This is a genomic window from Ideonella paludis (assembly GCF_018069865.1).
In the GTDB taxonomy this organism is placed as follows: domain Bacteria; phylum Pseudomonadota; class Gammaproteobacteria; order Burkholderiales; family Burkholderiaceae_C; genus Ideonella; species Ideonella paludis.
In genome coordinates this window covers 334,103-354,115 of sequence record NZ_JAGQDG010000004.1, presented here as the reverse complement: position 1 = coordinate 354,115, position 20,013 = coordinate 334,103, and the positions used below count along the sequence as shown (strand labels likewise).

General features: G+C 64.5%; 13 protein-coding genes. 5 read left to right on the top strand and 8 right to left on the bottom strand.

Going from position 1 to position 20,013, the window contains the following annotated elements:
• Positions 1-105: 105 nt before the first annotated feature.
• Positions 106-1,005 (top strand): S1 family peptidase, encoded by a 900-nt coding sequence (locus KAK11_RS12030; RefSeq protein WP_210809367.1) that lies wholly within the window; start codon positions 106-108, stop codon positions 1,003-1,005.
• A 56-nt stretch (positions 1,006-1,061) separates the two neighbouring features.
• Here the strand turns inward: KAK11_RS12030 and KAK11_RS12025 are convergent, their stop codons facing one another.
• Genes KAK11_RS12025 through paaG form a run of 5 tightly spaced genes read right to left on the bottom strand, consistent with a single transcriptional unit; the run spans position 1,062 to position 5,453 of the window.
• Positions 1,062-2,201, bottom strand: a complete 1,140-nt coding sequence (locus KAK11_RS12025; protein WP_210809628.1) for an ABC transporter substrate-binding protein — start codon at positions 2,199-2,201, stop codon at positions 1,062-1,064.
• Between the two features lie 5 nt (positions 2,202-2,206).
• On the bottom strand, positions 2,207-2,845 hold the full coding sequence (locus KAK11_RS12020; protein WP_210809366.1) for a TetR/AcrR family transcriptional regulator: 639 nt from the start codon (positions 2,843-2,845) through the stop codon (positions 2,207-2,209).
• Positions 2,846-2,885: 40 nt separating this feature from the next.
• Positions 2,886-4,193, bottom strand: coding sequence for a phenylacetate--CoA ligase PaaK (gene paaK, locus KAK11_RS12015; RefSeq protein ID WP_210809365.1), 1,308 nt, complete (start codon positions 4,191-4,193; stop codon positions 2,886-2,888).
• 20 nt (positions 4,194-4,213) lie between these two features.
• The gene (gene paaI / locus KAK11_RS12010) at positions 4,214-4,657 is read right to left on the bottom strand and encodes a hydroxyphenylacetyl-CoA thioesterase PaaI (protein ID WP_210809364.1); all 444 of its coding nucleotides are present in this window, start codon (positions 4,655-4,657) and stop codon (positions 4,214-4,216) included.
• Between the two features lies 1 nt (position 4,658).
• On the bottom strand, positions 4,659-5,453 hold the full coding sequence (gene paaG, locus KAK11_RS12005; protein ID WP_210809363.1) for a 2-(1,2-epoxy-1,2-dihydrophenyl)acetyl-CoA isomerase PaaG: 795 nt from the start codon (positions 5,451-5,453) through the stop codon (positions 4,659-4,661).
• A 258-nt stretch (positions 5,454-5,711) separates the two neighbouring features.
• Here paaG and KAK11_RS12000 point away from each other — a divergent pair, with 258 nt between their 5' ends.
• Positions 5,712-7,115 carry a YdgA family protein gene (locus KAK11_RS12000; RefSeq protein ID WP_210809362.1) on the top strand — a complete coding sequence of 468 codons (1,404 nt, stop codon included), beginning with the start codon at positions 5,712-5,714 and terminating at the stop codon, positions 7,113-7,115.
• Between the two features lie 255 nt (positions 7,116-7,370).
• Complete coding sequence (locus tag KAK11_RS11995; RefSeq protein ID WP_210809361.1) at positions 7,371-13,256, top strand: VCBS domain-containing protein; 5,886 nt, start codon at positions 7,371-7,373, stop codon at positions 13,254-13,256.
• 1 nt (position 13,257) lies between these two features.
• Here KAK11_RS11995 and KAK11_RS11990 read toward each other — a convergent pair whose 3' ends face one another.
• The gene (locus tag KAK11_RS11990; RefSeq protein ID WP_210809360.1) at positions 13,258-13,914 is read right to left on the bottom strand and encodes a response regulator transcription factor; all 657 of its coding nucleotides are present in this window, start codon (positions 13,912-13,914) and stop codon (positions 13,258-13,260) included.
• Between the two features lie 136 nt (positions 13,915-14,050).
• On the opposite strand from KAK11_RS11990, the gene KAK11_RS11985 reads away from it, so the two are divergent.
• Together KAK11_RS11985 and KAK11_RS11980 are read left to right on the top strand one after the other, a co-directional pair.
• Positions 14,051-16,384: a TonB-dependent receptor gene (locus KAK11_RS11985; RefSeq protein WP_210809359.1), complete on the top strand. Its 2,334-nt coding sequence runs from the start codon at positions 14,051-14,053 to the stop codon at positions 16,382-16,384.
• Positions 16,385-16,516: 132 nt separating this feature from the next.
• On the top strand, positions 16,517-17,629 hold the full coding sequence (locus tag KAK11_RS11980; protein ID WP_210809358.1) for an HD-GYP domain-containing protein: 1,113 nt from the start codon (positions 16,517-16,519) through the stop codon (positions 17,627-17,629).
• Positions 17,630-17,646: 17 nt separating this feature from the next.
• On the opposite strand, the gene KAK11_RS11975 is transcribed toward KAK11_RS11980, so the two are convergent.
• Entirely contained in the window at positions 17,647-19,188 is a 1,542-nt protein-coding gene (locus tag KAK11_RS11975) for a sensor histidine kinase (protein WP_210809357.1), read from the bottom strand.
• Entirely contained in the window at positions 19,185-19,937 is a 753-nt protein-coding gene (locus tag KAK11_RS11970) for a response regulator transcription factor (protein WP_210809356.1), read from the bottom strand. Before KAK11_RS11970 ends, KAK11_RS11975 begins: the two co-directional genes overlap by 4 nt.
• Positions 19,938-20,013: the final 76 nt, after the last annotated feature.

The window sequence follows — 20,013 nt, the reverse complement described above, 5'->3', positions numbered from 1 at the left end:
CCCCCTTGTGTGAAGCGTGACAGCGCCGCGGCGCTGTTGCTCAATGACGAAGCCCTGCAGCGGCCCGCTGCAGGCGACGCCTATTCACTCACGTTGGAGAGAACTATGTTTCTGTCAGCACACTGGAAGACCCTCGGCCTTGCGATGGCCAGCATTTGTGTCGTTAGCTCGGCCTTGGCCCAGGGCGTCACACCCCTGCGTGCCAAAGTGGCCGCGCATCAAAAGGAGCGGGCCCAGCAGCTGGGCGTGGATTTGAAGCCTAACGCTGATATTGCGCCCTTAGTCGTCGGCGGGACACCGGCGGCACCTGGCAGTTGGCCGTTTTTTGTCGCCCTGATGGACAGCAGCATCGCGACGAATTCCAAGGCCCAGTTCTGCGGTGGCTCGCTCATCAGCCCCCGCCATGTGCTGACAGCGGCCCACTGCGTAGAGGGCACAAGCCCCAGCGAGATCCAGATCCTGGTGGGCACGCTCAGCCTGCTGGAGGGGGGGCGACGCGTCAACACATCGGCCATCACCATTCACCCCAAGTACACCAGCCAAGACTTTGACGTGGCGGTGATTGAGCTGGCGGAAGCCGTCAACGACATCACCCCAGCCAAGTTTGTGGATTCGCCCAAGGCTGAGAAGAAGGTGGCGCCATCGGGCGCGCCCACCATGGCCATGGGCTACGGCACCACCAAGTTCTTGGGCAAGTCGTCCAAGGTGGTGCTGGAGGTTGAGATGCCCATCGTGGACCGTGCTGTGTGCAACGGCCCTGACTCTTACGATGGCGACATCGGCAAGCAGGAGATCTGCGCCGGGCTGATGGGGGTGGGTGGCAAAGACACTTGCCAGGGCGACTCCGGTGGCCCCTTGTTTGCCAAGGGCAGCACCGGTGCCTTCGACACCCAAGTGGGTGTGGTGAGCTGGGGCAATGGCTGCGGCAAGGCCAACTACCCAGGCGTTTACGCGCGCTTGGGCACCTTGGGCGCGTGGGTGCGTGCGCAGATCAGCGCACCATGATGCGGGCATGAAAAAGGCCGCCCAGGAGGCGGCCTTTTCAGGGCGGCTCAGAAGCTTTAGTTCTGCAGCTTCCAGGTGCCGCCTTCAATCTTGACCATCACGCGGGCGCGTTGGTCCAGGCCCAGGTGGTCACCAGGGCTCATGTTGAAGATGCCGTGGGCGCCGGGCATTTCCTTGATTTGCTCCAGGGCGTCACGCATGGCGGCGCGGAAGGCCGGGGTGCCAGGCTGGGCCTTCTTCAGCGCCACAGGCACGGCAGCAGCCATCAACTGGCCCGCATCCCAGGCATGTGCGCCAAAGGTGGAGATGCTGCCCTTGCCGTAGGCGGCTTCGTACTTGGTGACGTACTCCGTGGCGCTCTTCTTCACCGGGTGGTTGGCGGGCAACTGAGCCGCCACCAGCACCGGGCCGGAGGGCAGGAAGGTGCCTTCCACGTTCTTGCCACCGACGCGCAGGAAGTCGTTATTGGCCACGCCGTGGGTCTGGTAGACCTTGCCCTTGTAGCCACGTTCCACCAAGGCGACTTGGGGCAGCGCGGCCGGTGTGCCAGAGCCGGCGATGAGGATGGCGTCGGGGTTGGCGGCGACCAGCTTCAGGATTTGCGCGGTGACCGAGGCGTCGGTGCGGTTGTAGCGCTCCGAGCCCACCACTTGCAGGCCTTTCAGGCCTGCGGCCTTGCCGAACTCTTGGAACCAGCCTTCACCATAGGCATCCGCAAAGCCAATGAAGCCCACGGTCTTGACCTTCTGGTCAGCCATGTGGGTGGCAATGGCCAGCGACATCATGATGTCGTTTTGCGGCGTCTTGAAGACCCAGCGGCGCTTGGCGTCTTGGGGCTCGACGATACGGGCCGAGGCGGCCATGGAGATCATCGGCACCTGGGCTTCAGCGACCACGTCGATCATGGCCAGGGAGTTGGGCGTGGTGGTGCTGCCCAGCACGATGTCGACCTTGTCGTCGGTGATCAGGCGGCGGGTATTGGCCACGGCCTTGGTGGTGTCCGAGGCGTCATCCAGCACGATGTAGTTGATCTTCTGGCCCGCGATGCTGGTGGGCAGCAGCGAGATGGTGTTCTTCTCGGGGATGCCCAGCGAAGCGGCCGGGCCGGTGGAGGACACGGTGACCCCCACGTTGATGTCTGCGAATGTGGCGCCAGCGGCCATCAGGGTGGCCGTGGCCACCAAGGTCTTGATCATCTTCTTCACTGCGTTGTCTCCTTGACGTGAGGGGAAGGGGAAAAGGACTCGGGCTGCAATGCCTGCAACCCACCCATGAACAGGTCGGCCACCAGCGGCGCCATCTGTTCGTGTGAAAGCGGCCCATCAGGGCGGAACCAGGTGAACATCCAATTGATCATGCCGAACAGCAACATCGTCAGCGGCTTGTGCAAGTCAGCCCCTTGAAGGGACGGCCTGTAGCGTGCAACGGCTGAGGAGAAAGCGGCGACGACACGCCGCTGAACCCCCAGCACGCGGGCGCGCTCTTCTTCGGCCAATAAGGCGACGTCTTCAGTCAGCACACGATGTTCGTTTTGCGCGTTGGCATATTCGTGCACAAAAGCCGAGATCAAGGCGCGCAGGTGGGCGCCGGGCTCCAGCCCCTGCGCACTGATGTCGCTGACCACGGCCTCCAAGCGCAAGACATGGGCCTCGGCCACATCGGCCAGCAGCTCGTTTTTGTCGCGGACATAGTGATAAAGCGCGGCCTTGGAGACCCCGCAGGCCGCCGCCACTTGGTTCATGGAGGTCGCGGCATAGCCCTGGGCGGCGAACAAGGCGGCGGCTTGCCGCAAGATGTGGTCGCGTTGGTCGTCGTAACCGGCGGAGCGAGGTCGGGCCATAAAGGGCAGGGCAGTCAGTGAGCCGCGAGTATCACCCGGCTCACTTGGGCCGCTGGTCGATCACCCGCCGGGCCTTGCCCACCAGCGTGCGCTCCACCGATTCCGGGTCGCCGATCTTGATGCGGGTGGACACGCCCACCAGCGTCTTGATGCGGTGCTGCAATTCTTTGGCGATGGCGTTGCGGTCGGCCTGGGCATGGGTGGGCAGCACCTCGCAGCGCACCTCGACTTCATCGAGCAGCCCTTCGCGGCTCACCACGATTTGGTACTGGCCACTCAAGCCTTCGGTTTGCAGCACCAGCTCTTCGACCTGGGTGGGGAACATATTGACGCCGCGGATGATCAGCATGTCATCCGAGCGGCCCACGATCTTGCCGATGCGGCGCATGCTGCGCGAAGTGGGGGGCAAGAGCCGGGTCAGGTCGCGCGTGCGGTAGCGAATGACCGGGAAGGCTTCTTTGGTGAGTGTGGTGAAGACCAACTCGCCTTCTTCGCCGTCGGCCACCGGCTCACCGGTTTCAGGGTTGATGATTTCGGGGTAGAAATGGTCTTCCCAGATCACCGGGCCGTCTTTGCTCTCCACGCACTCGCTGGCCACACCAGGCCCCATCACTTCGGAGAGGCCATAAATGTCCACCGCGTCGATGTCGGCATCGGCCTGGATCTGGCGGCGCATCTCGTCTGTCCAGGGCTCGGCCCCAAAGATGCCGACCTTGATGGACATCTCGCGCGGGTCGCGCCCTTGGCGGCGGAACTCTTCAATGATCACCTGCATATAGCTGGGCGTGACCATGATGATGTCGGGCTGGAAGTCGGTGATCAGCTGCACCTGCTTCTCGGTTTGCCCCCCCGACATGGGAATGACCGTACAGCCCAGCTTCTCGGCGCCGTAATGCGCGCCCAAGCCGCCTGTGAACAGGCCGTAGCCATAGGCGATGTGGATGATGTCGCCCGCGCGGCCACCGGCCGCCCGGATGGAGCGGGCCACCAAGCCGGCCCATCGGTCGATGTCGTTTTGCGTGTAGCCGACCACCGTGGGCTTGCCCGTGGTGCCCGACGAGGCATGCACGCGCACCACGCGCTCGCGCGGCACGGCAAACATGCCAAAGGGGTAGTTGGCGCGCAGGTCGTGCTTGGTGGTGAAGGGAAACTTGGCAATGTCTGCCAAGGTCTTCAAATCATCGGGGTGCACGCCTTTGGCGTCAAAGGCCTGCCGGTAATGCGGCACATTGGCATACACATGCTGCAGCGTGGCCTTCAGGCGCTTGAGTTGCAGGGCTTGGATCTCGTCGCGGCTGGCGCGTTCGATGGGCTCCAGGTCGCCGGGGGCAGGGTGCTTGACCGTCATGATTTCTCTCAGATTCAGCGTTAAGCGGCAGGCAGCAGCGGCTTGCCCTTGAGTGTGTAGGAGCGGCCACGGAAGATGGCCACGCGCACCCCAGCCTGGTTGCTCACGGTGATGTCGTACACCCCCGTGCGACCGGACTTGCTTTGCTCCACGGCGGTGGCCGTCAGCACATCGCCCAAGCGGGCGGGGGCCATGATGTTCACGTCGAAGCCCGAGGCCACGGTGATCTCGTTATAGGCATTGCAGGCAAAGGCAAAGGCCGAGTCCGCCAAGGTGGTGATCAGCCCGCCGTGGCAGGTGTCATGGCCGTTGAGCATGTCTTCGCGCACGGTCATGCTCATCACGGCACCGCCCGGGCTCACGGCCTGGATTTGCATGCCCAGGGCTTTGGAGGCGCGGTCATTGGCCCACATGGCATCGCGGCAGGCCTCGGCCACGCGTTGTGCGTCCTTGCTCTGGCTCATCTCAACGGTCCTTGAACTGCGGCGCGCGCTTTTGCTGGAAGGCCTCGACGCCTTCGCGGAAGTCATGCGCATGGCCCAGCTCGCGCTGCCAATGCGCTTCCAGGCTCAAGGCCTGCTCCAGGGTCATCTGCGAGGCTTCATCGAGTGTGCGGCGCGTGGCGGCCAGGGCCCGAGAGGGCATGGCGGCAAGCCGCGCGGCCAGGGCTTGGACGGTGGCGCTGAGCTGATCATCGTCCACGCATTGCCAGATCATGCCCATCCGCTCTGCAGCCTCGGCGCTGAGCTTGTCACCCGTCATGGCCAGGCCCAGCGCGCGAGCACGGCCCACCACGCGAGGCAGCAGCCAGGTGCCGCCGCAGTCGGGGATCAGGCCGATCTTGGAGAAGGCTTGAATGAAGCTGGCCGAACGAGCGGCAATGGCGATGTCGCAGCCCAGGGCCAAGTTGGCGCCTGCGCCGGCGGCCACGCCATTGACCATGGCAATCACCGGCACCGGCATGGCTTGGATGCGCAGGGCCAGCGGGCGGTAGTTGGCCTCAATCACCGCGCCAATGTCGACCTGGCCTTGGACATCGGGCACCATGGCCGGGTCATTCAAATCTTGCCCGGCGCAAAAGCCGCGGCCTGCACCCGTCAACACCACGGCCCGCACGCTGGCGCTGGCGGCGGCCTCGTCCAAGGCATGGCGCAGTTGGGCATGCATCTCGGCCGTGAAGCTGTTCAAGGCTTGCGGGCGGTTCAGCGTCAGCGTGCGCACCGCGCCTGTGTCGCTGACCAGCACCAAAGCATCCGACATGGAGAGTCCTTTATTAATAGTCCGACCGGTCGGTTAATCATAGGGAGCCCCCCAGTTTGACGCAAGACAAAAGCACTGCAGATTCACCTGGGGGTTTCCACTAGAGCTCCGCCAGGCTTTGGGCTGCCCCCGCAAGCCTTGTGCAGGATTTGGCCTCCGGAACCGTGAGATCAAAGACTGGGGGCAGAGAACGCTAGACTGTCGGATTCGCCGGGCCCGGGCCTGGTTCTTCATTGCATCGATAGAGGGAGTGTTGGCATGAGCAAAGTGGGTTTATGGGTCGCTGGTGGCGCTGTGGCCGTGGTGGCTGCGGGCGCGGCGGGCACCGTGATGTCCGGCAACAAGATCGAAGCCAAGATGACGACCGAGACCCGGCAGATGCTGGACAAGCTCGCTCCCTTGGTGACGGTGCAAGAGTTGAAGTACGAGAAGACCTTCACCAGTGCGACCCGGACGCTGACGCTCAAGATGGGCTGTGGCGACACCTCCTTCCCCCTGACATGGCGCGACCGCATCCAGCACGGCCCGCTGCCGGGCTTCAGCACGGTCGGCGGCGCGGTCATTGACTCGGAGTTTGTGCTGAGTGACGAGGTGAAGGCCAAGCTCAAAGAAGCCATCGGCCTGGATGCCGCACCGCTGACGGTGCACAGCGTCGTGAGCCTCGGCGGCGACATCACCAGCGACATGGCCATGCCCAGCGTCAAGGCTAAGTTGCCAGACGGCACGCAACTGACCTGGCAAGGTCTGACGGCACGCAGCGTGCAGAAAGGCGCTGCCACCCATTACGACATGGCCATGCCCAGCCTGGAGATGGTGGATGCCGACAGTGGCGCCGTGGTGAAGATGGTGGGCTTCAAGTCCACTGGCGACGCCACCAGTGGCAAGTACTGGTGGGCTTCCCCGGGCACGGCGACCGGCGAGATCGCCAGCATTGAGGTGGCTGGCAAGCCCGAGGACGGCGAGGCGGTCAAGCTGCTGATGAAAGGCGCGAAATTCAGCTCCAAGGTCACTGTGGATGGCGACTTGCTGAGCACCGCTGCCGAGGGCAGCACCTCCATAGAGGTCAATGGCTACAAGGTCGACAAAGTCCTGTGGCAAGAGTCGGCCAAGCGCATTCACCTGCCCACCATTGAAGAGATCGCGCTCTCCTTCATCAACAAAGAGAACATGGGCCTGATCTGCCAAGGCGATGCCGGCAAAGCTGCGCTGGAGCAAAAGATCCAGCAAGTCTCAGCCGAGTTGCCCATGAAGCTCATGGCCCTGCTGCCGCACAACCCGCAGTACGGCATTGATAAGGTGGCGGCCACCTACCAAGGCAAGGAAGGTGAATTCGGCTACTCGCTGGGCACCGAAGGTGTCACCGCCGAGGAGGTCAAACCTGGTGCGACGAACCCGATGGCGCTGATCAAGAAAGTGGTGGCCAACGCGCACGTGAAGGTGCCCACTGCGTGGCTGCGCGCCATTGCCGATGCCTCCAAGGGCGACGGCGAGGCGCCGACCGATGAAGCCATTAACGCCATGATTGAGCCGGCCATTGCTCAAGGTTTTGTGGTGCGTGAAGGGGACTTCCTCGTCGCCAAGGCCAGCTTCAAGAATGGCGCCGCCACCCTGAATGGCAAGCCCATGCCCATCCCCGGCTTGCCGCCGGTCGCACCGCAGTAAGCCCACAGCGTTCGACGTGGAAAAGCCCCCCGCTCACCCCGGGGGGCTTTTTTCTTAAGGGAGCTTAAGCGGGTATCAAGGTGAAAAACTTTGGCGTTCGGGCCAGGGGCTCTGACGCCCCTTTTTCCCAGGAGAGCGGTCCGATGGAGCGACTGATCCGGCACCCAGCCAAAGGTCGAGCAGGCTTGTTGGATATGTGAATAATGCACAGTTAAAGACTATCCTCCTCGCACAAGCATCAACGAGGACGACGTCATGGCTCTGCCCCCCACCAAGATTTACTTGAGCAACGCCTATGCCACAGGCGGGGCCGTGCGCTTTTTGCCCAACGCGGCGGGCGACTTCGGGCTCAACGCCAGCGCCTATACCGGTGCCCCTTGGTTGAGTGGCATCTTGGATTTGAACGGCGACGGTGTTGATGACCTGATCTTTGGCGCGCCCGGCGATGACGATAAAGCCGTGGACGCTGGCCGCGTGTTTGTGCAGTTGGCCCCAGCCACCGGCGGCAGTGCGGTGCAAATGGGCGACACCCTGAACGAAATCATCATCGACGGCGTCAAGGCTGGGGACCGCGCCGGCGCGGCCGTGGGCAGTGCTGCCGACCTGAATGGAGATGGCCGGGCGGAGATCCTGGTGGGTGCGCCCGGCATGGAAGTGGGTGTCAACACGGATGCAGGAGCCGCTTTTGTGCTGTGGGGCCAAGCCACGGCCGGTGGCATTGACCTGAAGGATCCGTTCACCGGCGGCGGCAAAGGCTACGCGATCAAGGGCGAGGCTGCTGGCGATGTGGCAGGCACCGCCATCTTGTCGGTGGCGGACCTGAACGGCGACGGCAAGGTCGACATCGTTGTGGGCGCGCCGGGCCAAGATGCCGGGGGCAACAACGCCGGCGCCGCCTATGTGGTGTGGGGCAAGAGCAGCAATGCGGTGGTCAACCTCAGCGCGGTGGCTGCGGGCACGGGCGGCTACAAGATCGTGGGTGACAACGCGGGTGACGCCGTCGGCAGCATCATCAGCACCATCAGCGACCAAAACGGTGATGGCAAGGCAGAACTGTTGATTGGCGCTGCCAGCAGCCAAATCGGCGGACCGAACGCCGGGGCGGTGTATGTGGCCTTTGGCAAGTCCACCACCTCGACCTTGGACCTGACCTCCGTCGCAGCGGGCAACGGCGGCTATCGCATCACGGGTGTGTCGGGAGACGCCGTGGGCGGCGCGGTCAGCAGCGTGGGTGATGTGAACGGCGATGGCCTGGCGGACATCCTCATTGGTGCAACGGGCTCCAACAGCGCCTATCTGGTTTGGGGCAAGTCCAACACCAGCAATGTCAACTTGGCCGATGTGCGCTTGGGGGTGGGCGGTCTCTACATCACCGGCGCGAGCCTGGGCGCCTTGAGCCGCATGAGCGTCACCGGCGGCGCCGACCTGAACCGCGATGGGGTGGCCGACTGGGTCATCGGCACACCCGCCGACAACGAGGGCGGCGCCAACGCGGGGGCGGTGTATGTGGTGTGGGGCGGCGGCAGCCGCAACATCGACCTGTCCCTGGTGGCCCAAGGTGTGGGCGGGGCCAAGGTGGTTGGCGCAGCGGGCAGCGCCCTGGGCTCAACCGTCAGCATCACCTCGGACAAGAACGGAGACGGCACGGCCGACTTGCTCATGGGTGCACCGGGCACCGGCGAGAGCGCCTACCTGCTGTACACGCCGGCCAGTTGGCAGCCTGACACCAACATCTACGGCACCAACGGCAATGACTGGATGATCCCAGGCTACGGGGATCGCTTCAAAGTCGGCGTGGGCGATGATGTGATCTATGCCTTTGGCGGCAATGATGTGGTGGCGGCAGATGCCGGCCACGACAGCGTGGACGGCGGCAGTGGCGACGACACCTTGATGGGCGGTGTGGGCAATGACACCCTGGACGGTGGCGCCGGCACAGACACCCTGAATGGTGAAGCGGGCGACGACGTTTATGTGGTCGACAGCCTCAGCGATGTGGTGAATGAAGCCGTGGGCGGTGGCACCGACACGGTGCGGGCATCGACCAATGTCGTCTTGTCCGCCAACGTAGAGAACCTGGTGCTGACCGGCTTGGCTTGGCGAGGCACAGGCAATGCACTGGCCAATGTGCTGACGGGCGGCACGGGTAACGACTTTCTTGACGGTGCGGCAGGCGCTGACACCTTGGTGGGTGGTACTGGCAATGACACCTACATCGTCGATGACACGGGTGATGTGGTCACAGAAGGCCTTGCTGCAGGCCAAGACACCGTTGAAAGCCATATCGACTACACCCTCAGCGCTAATGTGGAGACCCTGGTGCTGAGGGGCGGGGCGCGGCGCGGCACGGGCAATGAGGCGGCCAACGCCTTGCTTGGCACGGACGGCAATGACGTGCTGGACGGCGCCGGCGGCGTCGACACCCTGACCGGTGGCCTGGGCGACGACCGCTATGTGATCAGCCAAATCGGCGACGTGGCCATCGAAGCCGTGGGTGGCGGCACCGACACCGTGGTGGCCCACATCAACACCGTGCTAGGGGCCAATATCGAGAACCTGACCCTGGCGGGGGCAGCCAGCAGCGGCATGGGGAATGCACTGGCCAATCTGATTATCGGCAATATCAGCAACGACACCTTGGATGGTGCGACGGGTGCTGACTCCCTGCGTGGCGGTGCGGGCGATGACCTCTACAAGGTGGACAACGCCGCCGATCAAATCGAAGAGCTGGCCGGCGAAGGCGTAGACACCGTCTGGGCCAGCGTCGACTACACCCTCAGTGCCACCGAGGTCGAAAAGCTGGTCCTGCAAGGCACGGCCCATCTGGGCACGGGTAACAGCCTGGGCAATGAAATCACCGGCACGGCCAGCAAGGACACGCTGGATGGCGCGGCGGGTGCGGACACCTTGATCGGCGGGGCCGGAGATGACCTCTATGTGGTGGATGTGGCCAGCGACGTGGTGACCGAGCTGGCCGCTGGCGGCACCGACACCGTGCGCGCCCTGGGCGACTACACCCTGGGCGCCGAGGTCGAAGCCTTGGAAGTCTGGGGAGAAGGCACGGTGGGCACAGGCAATGCCCTGAACAACCTCATGACCGGTGCGGCCGGCGGCCAGCGCTTGAATGGGGCCGAGGGTCATGACACATTGGATGGCGGCGCGGGCGCAGACACGCTGGCCGGTGGCCTGGGCGATGACACCTACTTTGTGGATAACGTCGGCGATGTGGTGATCGAAGCCGCTGATGAAGGGGTGGATACCCTCTATGCCAGCGTGGACCTGGCCACCACGCCCGATGGCGTGGAGGTGGTGCGCCTCACGGGCGATGCCCACCAGGTGGGCGGCAACGCCGGCAACAACCGTTTGGCGGGCGGCACGGGTGACGACGACATGGACGGCGGCGCTGGCGACGACACCTTGCTGGGCGGCGATGGCAACGACCGTTTGGTGTCGCGTGCGGGTTTTGACACCTTGGCCGGGGGCGCGGGTGACGACCGTTACGTCATCTCCGGTGGCTCCGTGCACCTGGAAGATTTTTTAGGCCACGACACCCTGGACGCCAGCGAGTCTTGGGACGATAACTACATCGACCTCTCAGGGGTGGACCTCAGCCACATCGACGACCACGACTGCGACCCCGGCCATGGCGGCACCGAGCTGCCTCTGGACGTGCAGTTCCTGCAAGACCTTTCGGGCTCTTTTGGGGACGACATCGCCACCGTGCGCGGCCTGGTGCCCAGCATCGTGACGGCACTGCGCGCGGTGCAGCAGGACAGCGTGTTTGGTGCATCGACCTTCATCGACAAACCCGTCTCTCCCTTTGGCATCGGCGGCGAATGGGTCTACCGCATGCCTCAAGGCCTGACCAGCAATGAGAACCTGCTGACGGCCGCTTACAACGCCATGGTGATTGGCAATGGCAACGATGAGCCCGAGGCGCAGATCGAGTCCTTGATGCAACTGGCCTTGCATGCACAAGACGTGGGCTTCAGAACGGATGCGGGCCGCTTTGTGGTGCTGTTCACCGACGCGCCCTTCCACCAAGCGGGTGACGGTGCGGCGGCGGGGATCTTCACGCCCAACAACGGCGACGCGTTCACGCCCGGCGATGGGGCCCTGGAAGACTACCCTGTCATCCAGCAGGTCAAAGCGGCCTTGGAGGCGGCCAACATCATCCCGATCTTTGCCATCGCCAACAACTACGAAGGCATCTACCGAAACCTGGCCACCGACCTTGGGCGTGGCGAAGTCGTGACCCTCACGGCCGACAGCAGCAATATCGTGGACGCCATCCTCAAGGGCTTGGAGGAAGCCACCACCACCCACATTGAGGATGCCGAAGGCGGCCACGGCAACGACACCTTGCGCGGTGGCAGTGATGACAACCATCTCTGGGGCCACGATGGCAACGATGTGCTGTTGGGCATGTTGGGCAACGACAAGCTGGAAGGCGGGCGCGGTAACGACACCTTGAGTGGCGGTGTGGGCCAAGACACAGCGGTCTTCGCTGGCCATTGGCGCGACTTTGATGCCAGCATGACGGCCGATGTGCTGACGCTGACCGACCGCCGCGCGGACGGCCAGGGCAGCGATCAGGTCGACACGGTCGAGACCATCACCTTCAACAACGGCAGCTTCGCGCTGGCCAGCGTCTTGAACGTCGGGCCAGAGGCCTTGAGCGATGTCGGCAGCACCTTGGTCGAAGCCAGCAGCACCGCACCCGGTGTGCCCACCGCCCAAGGCGATGTGCTGGCCAATGACAGCGATGCCAACCTCGCCACCGTGGGCTTGGGCGAGACCTTGCAAGTCGCCAGCCTGCGCAGCGGCGGCCTGGGGGCCACTGGAGCTTGGCTGGCCGTCGGCGGCTCGGTGCAAGGCCGCTATGGCAGCGTGACGGTGCAGGCTGACGGCCGCTACACCTACAGCCTGGACAACACCTTGGCCGCGACCCAGGCCTTGAATGATGGCGACCTCGTGCAAGAGGTCTTCAGCATTCGGGTGGTGGATGCGCATGGTGCGGAGTCGCTCTCCGAGCTGAGCTTTGAGATTCAAGGCACCACCGACCCACTGCCCACCGTCATCACGCCGCAAGCCGACAGCCTGTTCTTGACGATGGGCCTGGCCAGCAGCTTGGGGGCTGCGCAATTGCTGGGCAACGACAGCGTGACCAACGCGCAGACCTTGGCGGTGACCGGCGTCTCCAACGCCGTGAACGCCACGGTCAGCCTGGTGGATGGGCAACTGGTGGTGACGGCCAGCAAGGCCACCGGAGGCTTTGACTATCAAGTCACCGCCAGCGACGGCACGACGGCCACGGGCCATGTCAACCTGAGTGCGGTGACCACCAACAAGAACGCCAACGTGGTGAGCGCTGCGCCCAGCTTCACGGCGGCTGACCTGCAAGGCCAAGCGGGCAATGACCAACTGACGGGGGCGGGCGGCGCAGACCGCCTGCTGGGCGGGCTGGGCAACGACACCCTGAATGGTGCGGGTGGGGCGGACGCCTTGCTTGGTGGCGCGGGCAATGACCAGTATGTGGTGGACAACCTCGGCGATCTGGTCTTTGAGGTGTTGGGCGAAGGTGCGGATGTCGTGCTGACGGATTTGGCCCTCTACACCCTGACCCAAAACGTGGAGAACCTGACCGCCACGGGCTTGGGCGGCCTAAACGGCAGTGGCAACAGCTTGGGCAATGTGCTGACGGGCGCGGGGGGCAACGATGTGCTGCACGGCCTCGACGGCAAGGACACCTTGCTGGGCGGTGCCGGGGCCGATGTGCTGCATGGCGGCGCGGGTGTGGACAGCCTCACCGGCGGCTTGGGCGCCGACACCTTTTTGTTCGACCTCTTCAGCGACCTGGGCAACACCCGCACCACCACCGACACCATTGCCGACTTCTCGCAGGCCCAAGGCGACCGCATCGACCTGTCTGCCTTGGATGCCAACAGCCTGCTGGCCGGTGACCAAGCCTTCAACTACCTGGGCGCCGGGGCCTTCACGCGGCACGCGGGCGAGCTGCGCTCAGTGGCCACAGCGACAGGCACCACCATTTATGGCGACCTCAATGGCGATGGCGTGGCGGACTTCCTGATCAAGGTCAACGGCAACATCAGCTTGGTCGCCACTGACTTTGTGCTGTGAGTCAGGCGCCAAACAGCCGGTGCATCTGGGCGTAGCGCAACAACTCCACGTTGTTGTTCACGCCCAGCTTGCGGCGCAGCAGGGTCTGCAAGTTGGCCACCGTCTTGGGGGAGATGCACAGGCGTTGGCCAATCTCATCCAGGCTCTCGCCTTCCACCAAAAGCCGCATCACATCGAACTCGCGGGCGCTGAGTTGGGTGTGAGCCGGCGCGTCTTGGGGAAGGGCGGGCTCAGCGTCTGAGACCACGACCCGGCCACGCATCACCTGGCGGATGGCCGCGATCAGCTCATCGGGCGAGCGGCTTTTGGCCACAAAGCCGTGGGCACCCGCGGCCAGGGTTTGTTGGATCATCGCGCTGCTGTCGTGCATGGTGAACATCAGCACCCGCAGCGAGGGCCAGCGCAAGGCCACGCGCCGCAGCAAGTCCAGGCCGCTGCGGCCGGGCATGGACAAATCCAGCACCATGACTTCAGCCGCTGCGCCCGCTTGCGGGGCTTGGGCCTGCAGCCAGTCCAGGGCCGAGTCGGCGTCACCAAACTCGCCCACCACGCGCAGGTCGGGCTCCAACTCCATCAAGCGGCGGCAGCCGGTGCGCACCACCGCGTGGTCATCCACCAGCACGACACGCAAGACAGTAGGAGAGGGCAGCCCAGACATGCGCCAAGCGTATCAGGCCTCGTGCGCGCGCTGCTGCGCTGCTGCAAGTCAGGAAGAATTCCCGAACGATCTGGAACGGTGATTGCTTGATGGCGGGTGTTTTCTGTTGTTCCCTCTCTAAGGCACGAGACAAGCCATGACGACAAGCACCCCTCACACCCGAGCCGCCCGCACTCTGCTGGCCTTCAAGCCCGCCCTCAAGCCCGTGGCCCTGGCCAGCCTCTTGCTGTGTCAAGGCTGGGCCATGGCGCAAACAGTGCCCGCGCCCAGCGCCCCCACCGAAACTGTGGAAGTGATTGGCACCTCGCCCTTGCCCGGCCAGGGCGTATCGCGTGAGGCCTTGCCCTACACCACCCATGTGATCAAGCGCAAAGCGCTGGAAGAGGGGCAAGCCGACAACCTCAGCGACCACCTGGCCCGGCGCGTCCCTGGCGTGTTGGTCAATGACATTCAGGGCAGCCCATTCCAAGGTGATTTGAGCTTCCGGGGCTACCGGGCCTCGGGCCTGCTGGGTGCGCCTCAGGGTTTGTCCGTGTACCTGGATGGTGTGCGTGTCAACGAGCCCTTTGGCGATGTGGTGAATTGGGACTTGATCCCCGAGTTCTCGGTAGATGCCCTGAGTTTGGTGCCCGGCGCCAACCCGGCCTTTGGCTTGAACAGCTTGGGGGGCGCGATGGCCATGACCACGGCCAGCGGCCGCACCGCGCCGGGCTTGCGGGCGGATTTGTCGCTGGGCAGCTTTGGCCGCAAGCGCATGGATGCGTCCCATGGCGCGGTGCATGAGGGCGGCTGGGACCACTATGTGGCCGTGGGTGGGTTTGATGAAACCGGCTGGCGGGACCACTCCAAGGGCGACTTGACCCACTTCAATGCCAAGCTGGGCCACCAAGGCGAGCTGGGCCGCTTCAGCCTGGGCCTTTTGCACGGCCAAAGCACCTTGATCGGCAACGGCTTGGTGCCTTGGGTGACCTTGGATGAGGACGGACAGGGCACCCCCGACTTGGGCGCTCTGCGCCGCAGTGCGGTTTACACCCATCCTGATTTGACCCGCAACCGCCTGAGCCAGGTGACCGGCTCATGGAGCCGCAGCTTGGACGGCGGCATGAATCTGGAGACCTTGGTGTGGTGGCGTGACTCCCGCCGTGAAACGGTGAACGGAGACGAGGCCGAAGAGGTGGTGGAGGGATCGGATGTCAATGCCTCGCTGAACCGCACGCTGACCACCCAGCGCGGGGGCGGCCTCTCGCTGGCGCTCTCAGGCCGCAGCGGTGCGCACCAATGGCAGTTGGGCGGCACTTTGGAGTCCGCCCGGGTGCGCTATGAGCAAACCGAGCAAGAGGGCGAGTTTGACGACACCCGCGGCGTGGTGCCAGAAGACGAGCCCGCCGAGCTGAGCGCCAAAGTCGTGGGCAGCACGCGCACCTTTGCGCTGTATGCGACCGACACCTTCAAGCTCGCGGCGAACACCCATGTGACGGGCACGCTGCGCTTCAACCAAACCCGTGTCAGCAACCAGCTCGACACGGTGGATGACGACAGCGGGGAGTTGGAAGTCAAGCCCACCGAGACCTTCACCTACCGCACTTGGAACCCCGCTTTGGGCGTGGCACATCGCTTAGACGCCGGGCCGACCCTGTTCGCCAATGTGGCCCGCAACAGCCGCGTGCCTACCGTGATTGAGTTGGGTTGCGCCGACCCAGAAGAGCCCTGCCGTCTGCCCGCCGGCCTGCAGGCCGACCCCTACCTCAAGCCCGTGGTGTCCACCTCGCTGGAGCTGGGCCTGCGCTTTGGTGGTCTGCAGGCCAAGCCCGGCCAGACCCGAGGCAGCCTCACCCTGTATCGCACCGACAACCGCGATGACATCCTCTTCTCCAGCGTCAGTGTCACGGGGCAGTTGGGCTACTTCCGCAACTTCGACCGCACTCGCCACCAAGGGCTGGACGCCGAGGTTCAAAACCGCTGGGGCGCGTGGACCGTCGGTGTGGGCTACAGCTATCTGGAGGCCACTTACCAGGCCGAAGGCGTGATCCGCCAGGGCGAGCGTAACGTCACCATCACCCCGGGTACACGTCTGGCTGGTTTGCCCAAGCACCAATTGAAGCTGGCCTTGGATGGCGAACTGAGCCCAGGCTGGACCGTGGGCCTGGATGCCCAACTGCTGTCCAGCCGTGGCGTGGCCGGCAATGAAGATGGCCTGCTGGAAGACGGTGATGACGACAGCGTGCGGCTCAAGTTGCCGGGCTATGGCCTGCTGAACCTGCGCACCAGTTGGAAGCCCGCCAACCTCAAGGGCGTGGAGCTGTTTGCCAATGTGCGCAACGTCTTCAACCGCCAAAGCGAAAGCTTTGGCGCCCTGGCGGAAACCCAGTTTGATGCGCAAGGCCGCTACACCGGGGCTGGCAGCGAAGCCCTGTTTGTGGCCCCTGGCGCACCGCGCGCATTCCAGGTGGGGGTGCGCGTGCGCCTCTGACATATGGGGGGTATTTAACGGTACAAAGCCCGCTTTTTTGGGGCTTTGTACGGTGCCACTGATGGAGACACTCTCATGGAACCCTGGAGATACAGGGCGAAGTCGAGACTCATAACCATCGTTGGACTCACCATGCCGTATACCCCACTGGTCACCGTCAAGCATCGCATCGCCCTGGGCCAGGCCCTGCCGTTCAATGTGCTGGATGCCTCCCACGCGCTGATGCTGGCCAAGGGCCAGGTGGTGCAAACGGCGCATCAGTTGGAGCTGCTCTTCCAGCGCGGTGCGCTGGTCGATCTCCAAGAGCTGTTGACCCCGGCAGAGCGCATCCGCAACGCGCCGCGTGAGGCCTTGCCGGGCTTGTGGCGCTTTTGCATGGACGACCTGCACAAAGCGCTGGGTCATTGCGCCGACGAACATTTCCCCGCCGCCCTGGAGCAAGCCAGCCAGCCTGTTCTCGCCTTGGTGGAGCGCGACCCCGACCTGGCCATCTTCCAAGTGATGCGCCAAGAGGCCAATCCACTGATGCAGTACGGCATGGACCATGCCCTGCACACCGGCATCACCGCCGCCCTGGTGGCTCGCCGCTTAGGCTGGAGTGACGCCGAACAAGAGCGCGCCATGAAGGTGTCGCTGACCATGAATGTCTCCATGTTCGAGCTGCAGGGCCAACTGGCCAGTCAAACCACGCCGATCACGCCGGAGCAACGTCAGGCGGTCTTGGCCCACCCGGAGTTCAGCGCGCGCATGTTGCTGCTGGCCGGCGTGACCGACACCGATTGGATCAAGGCCGTGCTGTGGCACCACGAGGTGCAAGACGGCAGTGGCTACCCGCGTGGCCTGCGCGACACCAGCGATTTGGCGAACCTGGTTCGCCAGGCGGACATCTACACCACCAAGCTCAGCCGTCGCGCCAACCGCCAAGCCATGGCGCCGGACGAGGCCGCACGCATGGTCTTCATGCAAGACCCCAAGAGCAGCATGATCAACGCCATCGTCAAAGAGTTTGGCCTCTACCCTCCGGGCGTGTTTGTGCGCCTGATGGGCGGTGAGACCGGCGTGGTGGTGCAGCGGGGCGGCAGTGTGAAGACACCTATCGTGGCCGTGCTCACCGATGGCCGCGGCCAGCCTCTGTCCAGCCCGCAGCGCTGTGACACCGCCGAGCCGGGCTATGGTGTCGCCGCCATCCTCGGCGAGGACCCGGGCATGGGCCGCGTCAGCCTGGCGCAGCTGCTGGCGGTCTGATCTGCGGCTGAACGCCCCTAGGCCTTTTTCAGCGCAAAGCTGATGATGGTGCCGGCCCCACGGCTGGAGCGCACCTGCGGCTGGCTGTCATGCAGCGCCAAGATGCGCTGAACAATCGCCAAGCCCAGGCCCGTCCGGGCGCGGCTGCGGCGTTCGCGGCCCTGGCCCTTCTGCGGCACCGCGGTGGGCATGCCCCGCGTCCAAAACAAGTTAAAGATGAAGGGCAGGTCCTCGGCAGCAATGCCTTCGCCGCTGTCGGCCACCTCCACGGTCACCCGCTCAGGCTCGGCGGCAATCCGCAGGGCGACGCGCCCGCCAGGAGGCGTGTGGCCGATGGCGTTGTCGATCAGGTTTTGCAGCACTCGCTCGATCATGCCGATGTCGGCATGCACCTGCAGCTCGCGGCCCCGCTCATCGGCGGGCGGTGGCGCCATCTCCAGCGTGACGCCGCGGGTTTGCGCCAGCAGTTGCAAGCTCTGCACCACATCACTGGCCAATTCAGCCACCGCAAAGGGCTCCGGCTGGGCCTGGGTGTAGCCCGACTCCAGCTTGGAGAGTTCAAACAAGTCATTCACCCGCCGCTCCAGGCGGTGGCAGTTCTGCATCAGGGTGTGCAGGTGTTGGCTGCGCTGTTCCGGGGTCAAGGTGGCCTGCTGCAGCATCAAGGTTTCGGCATAGCCTTGGATGCTGGCCAAAGGCGTGTGCAGGTCGTGGGAGATGCTGGCAATCAGCTCGCGGCGCTGGCGCTCGTTGTCCTCGATCTGATTGAGCTGGCGCTGCACGCGTGCGCGCAAGGCTTGGGCGGCCAGCGTGGCCTCTTCGATCTCGTCTCGGGGCGTGTGCTCGGGCAGGCCGGCTTCGTGGCCATCGGCTCGAAACTCACTGAGCAAGGCCGTTAAGCGGCTCAGCGGCCGGGTGATGCGCAACTGCGCCAACAGCATCAGCACGGCGGCGGCCAGCAATACCGCGGGCACAAAGCGCCAGGCCGCCGCACGTAGGGGGTCGGCCACGGCGTCCATCGTGAGGAGGTTGGCGCGGGTGCCGCGCAGCACCACATACACATAGCCGCGCGTCTGCCCGTCTACCTCCAGCCTGGCGGCGGAGATCAGGTTAGGGCTGTCCGGCGCAATCGGGTCGGTGCCATAGACGGGCAGCTCGGGCAGTGGGGTGCGCGCCAGTGCCTGCACCGGGCCGAGGTCCACCTGCTGAACCTGCGGCCGTGGGTCATTTTGTCCGTCTTGGGTATGGTCCAGGATCACGCCCTGCGGGTTCAGCACATAGACCTCGAGCGCGGGGTTGATCAGGCGCGCATACATGGCCAAGCTGCGCACCAGCTCCGAGCGCACTTTGCCCTGCTCATCGATGAGTGGCTGGGGCTGCTGGCTGTTGATGTATTGCGCCAAAGCCAGGCCTTGCCACTGCCAGAGGGCGTCTTGTTGGCGGCGCAGGTTCATGTCCAGCCAGAAGGCCAGGCTGCCGCCCAGGGCCAGCAGCACCAGCAGCATGCTGGCCGACAGCCGCATGTGCAGGCGCCGCCACCAAGGCACCCTTTGGCTCATGCCACCACCTCAAAGCGATAGCCTACGCCCCAGACCGTGTTGATCCAGGAGTCTTCGCCCAGCTTGTTACGCAGGCGGTTGATGTGGGTGTTGACGGTGTGGTCATAGCCGTCATGGCCATAGCCCCACACGGCGGAGAGCAACTCGGCACGGCTGAAGGCTCGACCGGGTTGCTTGGCAAAGAACCACAGCAAATCGAACTCGCGCGGCGTCAAGGTCAACTCGGCCTCATTGAGCCAAGCGCGGCGCTGCATGCGGTTCAAGCGCAGGCGGCTGAGCACCACCTCCGTCTCTTCAGCCGGCAGGCCGGGGGCAGAGGCGGCTTGTGCTTGGCTGGCCGTGCTGGCGCTGCGCCGCCACAAGGCTCGGATACGGGCTTGCAGCTCCAAGACGCCGAAGGGTTTGGTCAGGTAGTCATCTGCGCCCAGCTCCAGGCCCAACACCCGGTCCAGCTCGGTGGCGCGGGCCGTCAGCATCAGGATGGGCACGGTGTCGCCGCTTTGCCGCAACTCGCGGCAGACATCCAGCCCGCCCATGCCGGGCAGGCGCAGGTCCAGCACGATGGCGTCCCAATCGCCTTGCTGGGCGGCTTCCAAGCCACTCAGGCCGTTGTCGGCGGTGGTCACCTCGGCCAACTCGCCCAGATGCAGCTTGAGGAGGGCGGCGATGTCAGGCTCATCTTCAACCACCAAGATGCGGCGGTTGGCCAGTGCAGTCTCGCTGCTGGCGGGGAGGGTCAGGGTGCTCATGGGGCGGCTCACAGCGGCGGAAGCACCGATTGGGCGGGAAGGAGGGCGTCGAATCATCACGAAATCTTCAGCAATT

Coding starts and splice junctions, on each gene's coding strand:
- paaI (WP_210809364.1), bottom strand. CDS start 4,657: ATGAGCCAGAGCAAGGACGCACAACGCGTGGCCGAGGCCTGCCGCGAT.
- paaG (WP_210809363.1), bottom strand. CDS start 5,453: ATGTCGGATGCTTTGGTGCTGGTCAGCGACACAGGCGCGGTGCGCACG.
- KAK11_RS12020 (WP_210809366.1), bottom strand. CDS start 2,845: ATGGCCCGACCTCGCTCCGCCGGTTACGACGACCAACGCGACCACATC.
- KAK11_RS11995 (WP_210809361.1), top strand. CDS start 7,371: ATGGCTCTGCCCCCCACCAAGATTTACTTGAGCAACGCCTATGCCACA.
- paaK (WP_210809365.1), bottom strand. CDS start 4,193: ATGACGGTCAAGCACCCTGCCCCCGGCGACCTGGAGCCCATCGAACGC.
- KAK11_RS12000 (WP_210809362.1), top strand. CDS start 5,712: ATGAGCAAAGTGGGTTTATGGGTCGCTGGTGGCGCTGTGGCCGTGGTG.
- KAK11_RS11980 (WP_210809358.1), top strand. CDS start 16,517: ATGCCGTATACCCCACTGGTCACCGTCAAGCATCGCATCGCCCTGGGC.
- KAK11_RS11990 (WP_210809360.1), bottom strand. CDS start 13,914: ATGTCTGGGCTGCCCTCTCCTACTGTCTTGCGTGTCGTGCTGGTGGAT.
- KAK11_RS11975 (WP_210809357.1), bottom strand. CDS start 19,188: ATGAGCCAAAGGGTGCCTTGGTGGCGGCGCCTGCACATGCGGCTGTCG.
- KAK11_RS11970 (WP_210809356.1), bottom strand. CDS start 19,937: ATGAGCACCCTGACCCTCCCCGCCAGCAGCGAGACTGCACTGGCCAAC.
- KAK11_RS12030 (WP_210809367.1), top strand. CDS start 106: ATGTTTCTGTCAGCACACTGGAAGACCCTCGGCCTTGCGATGGCCAGC.
- KAK11_RS12025 (WP_210809628.1), bottom strand. CDS start 2,201: ATGATCAAGACCTTGGTGGCCACGGCCACCCTGATGGCCGCTGGCGCC.
- KAK11_RS11985 (WP_210809359.1), top strand. CDS start 14,051: ATGACGACAAGCACCCCTCACACCCGAGCCGCCCGCACTCTGCTGGCC.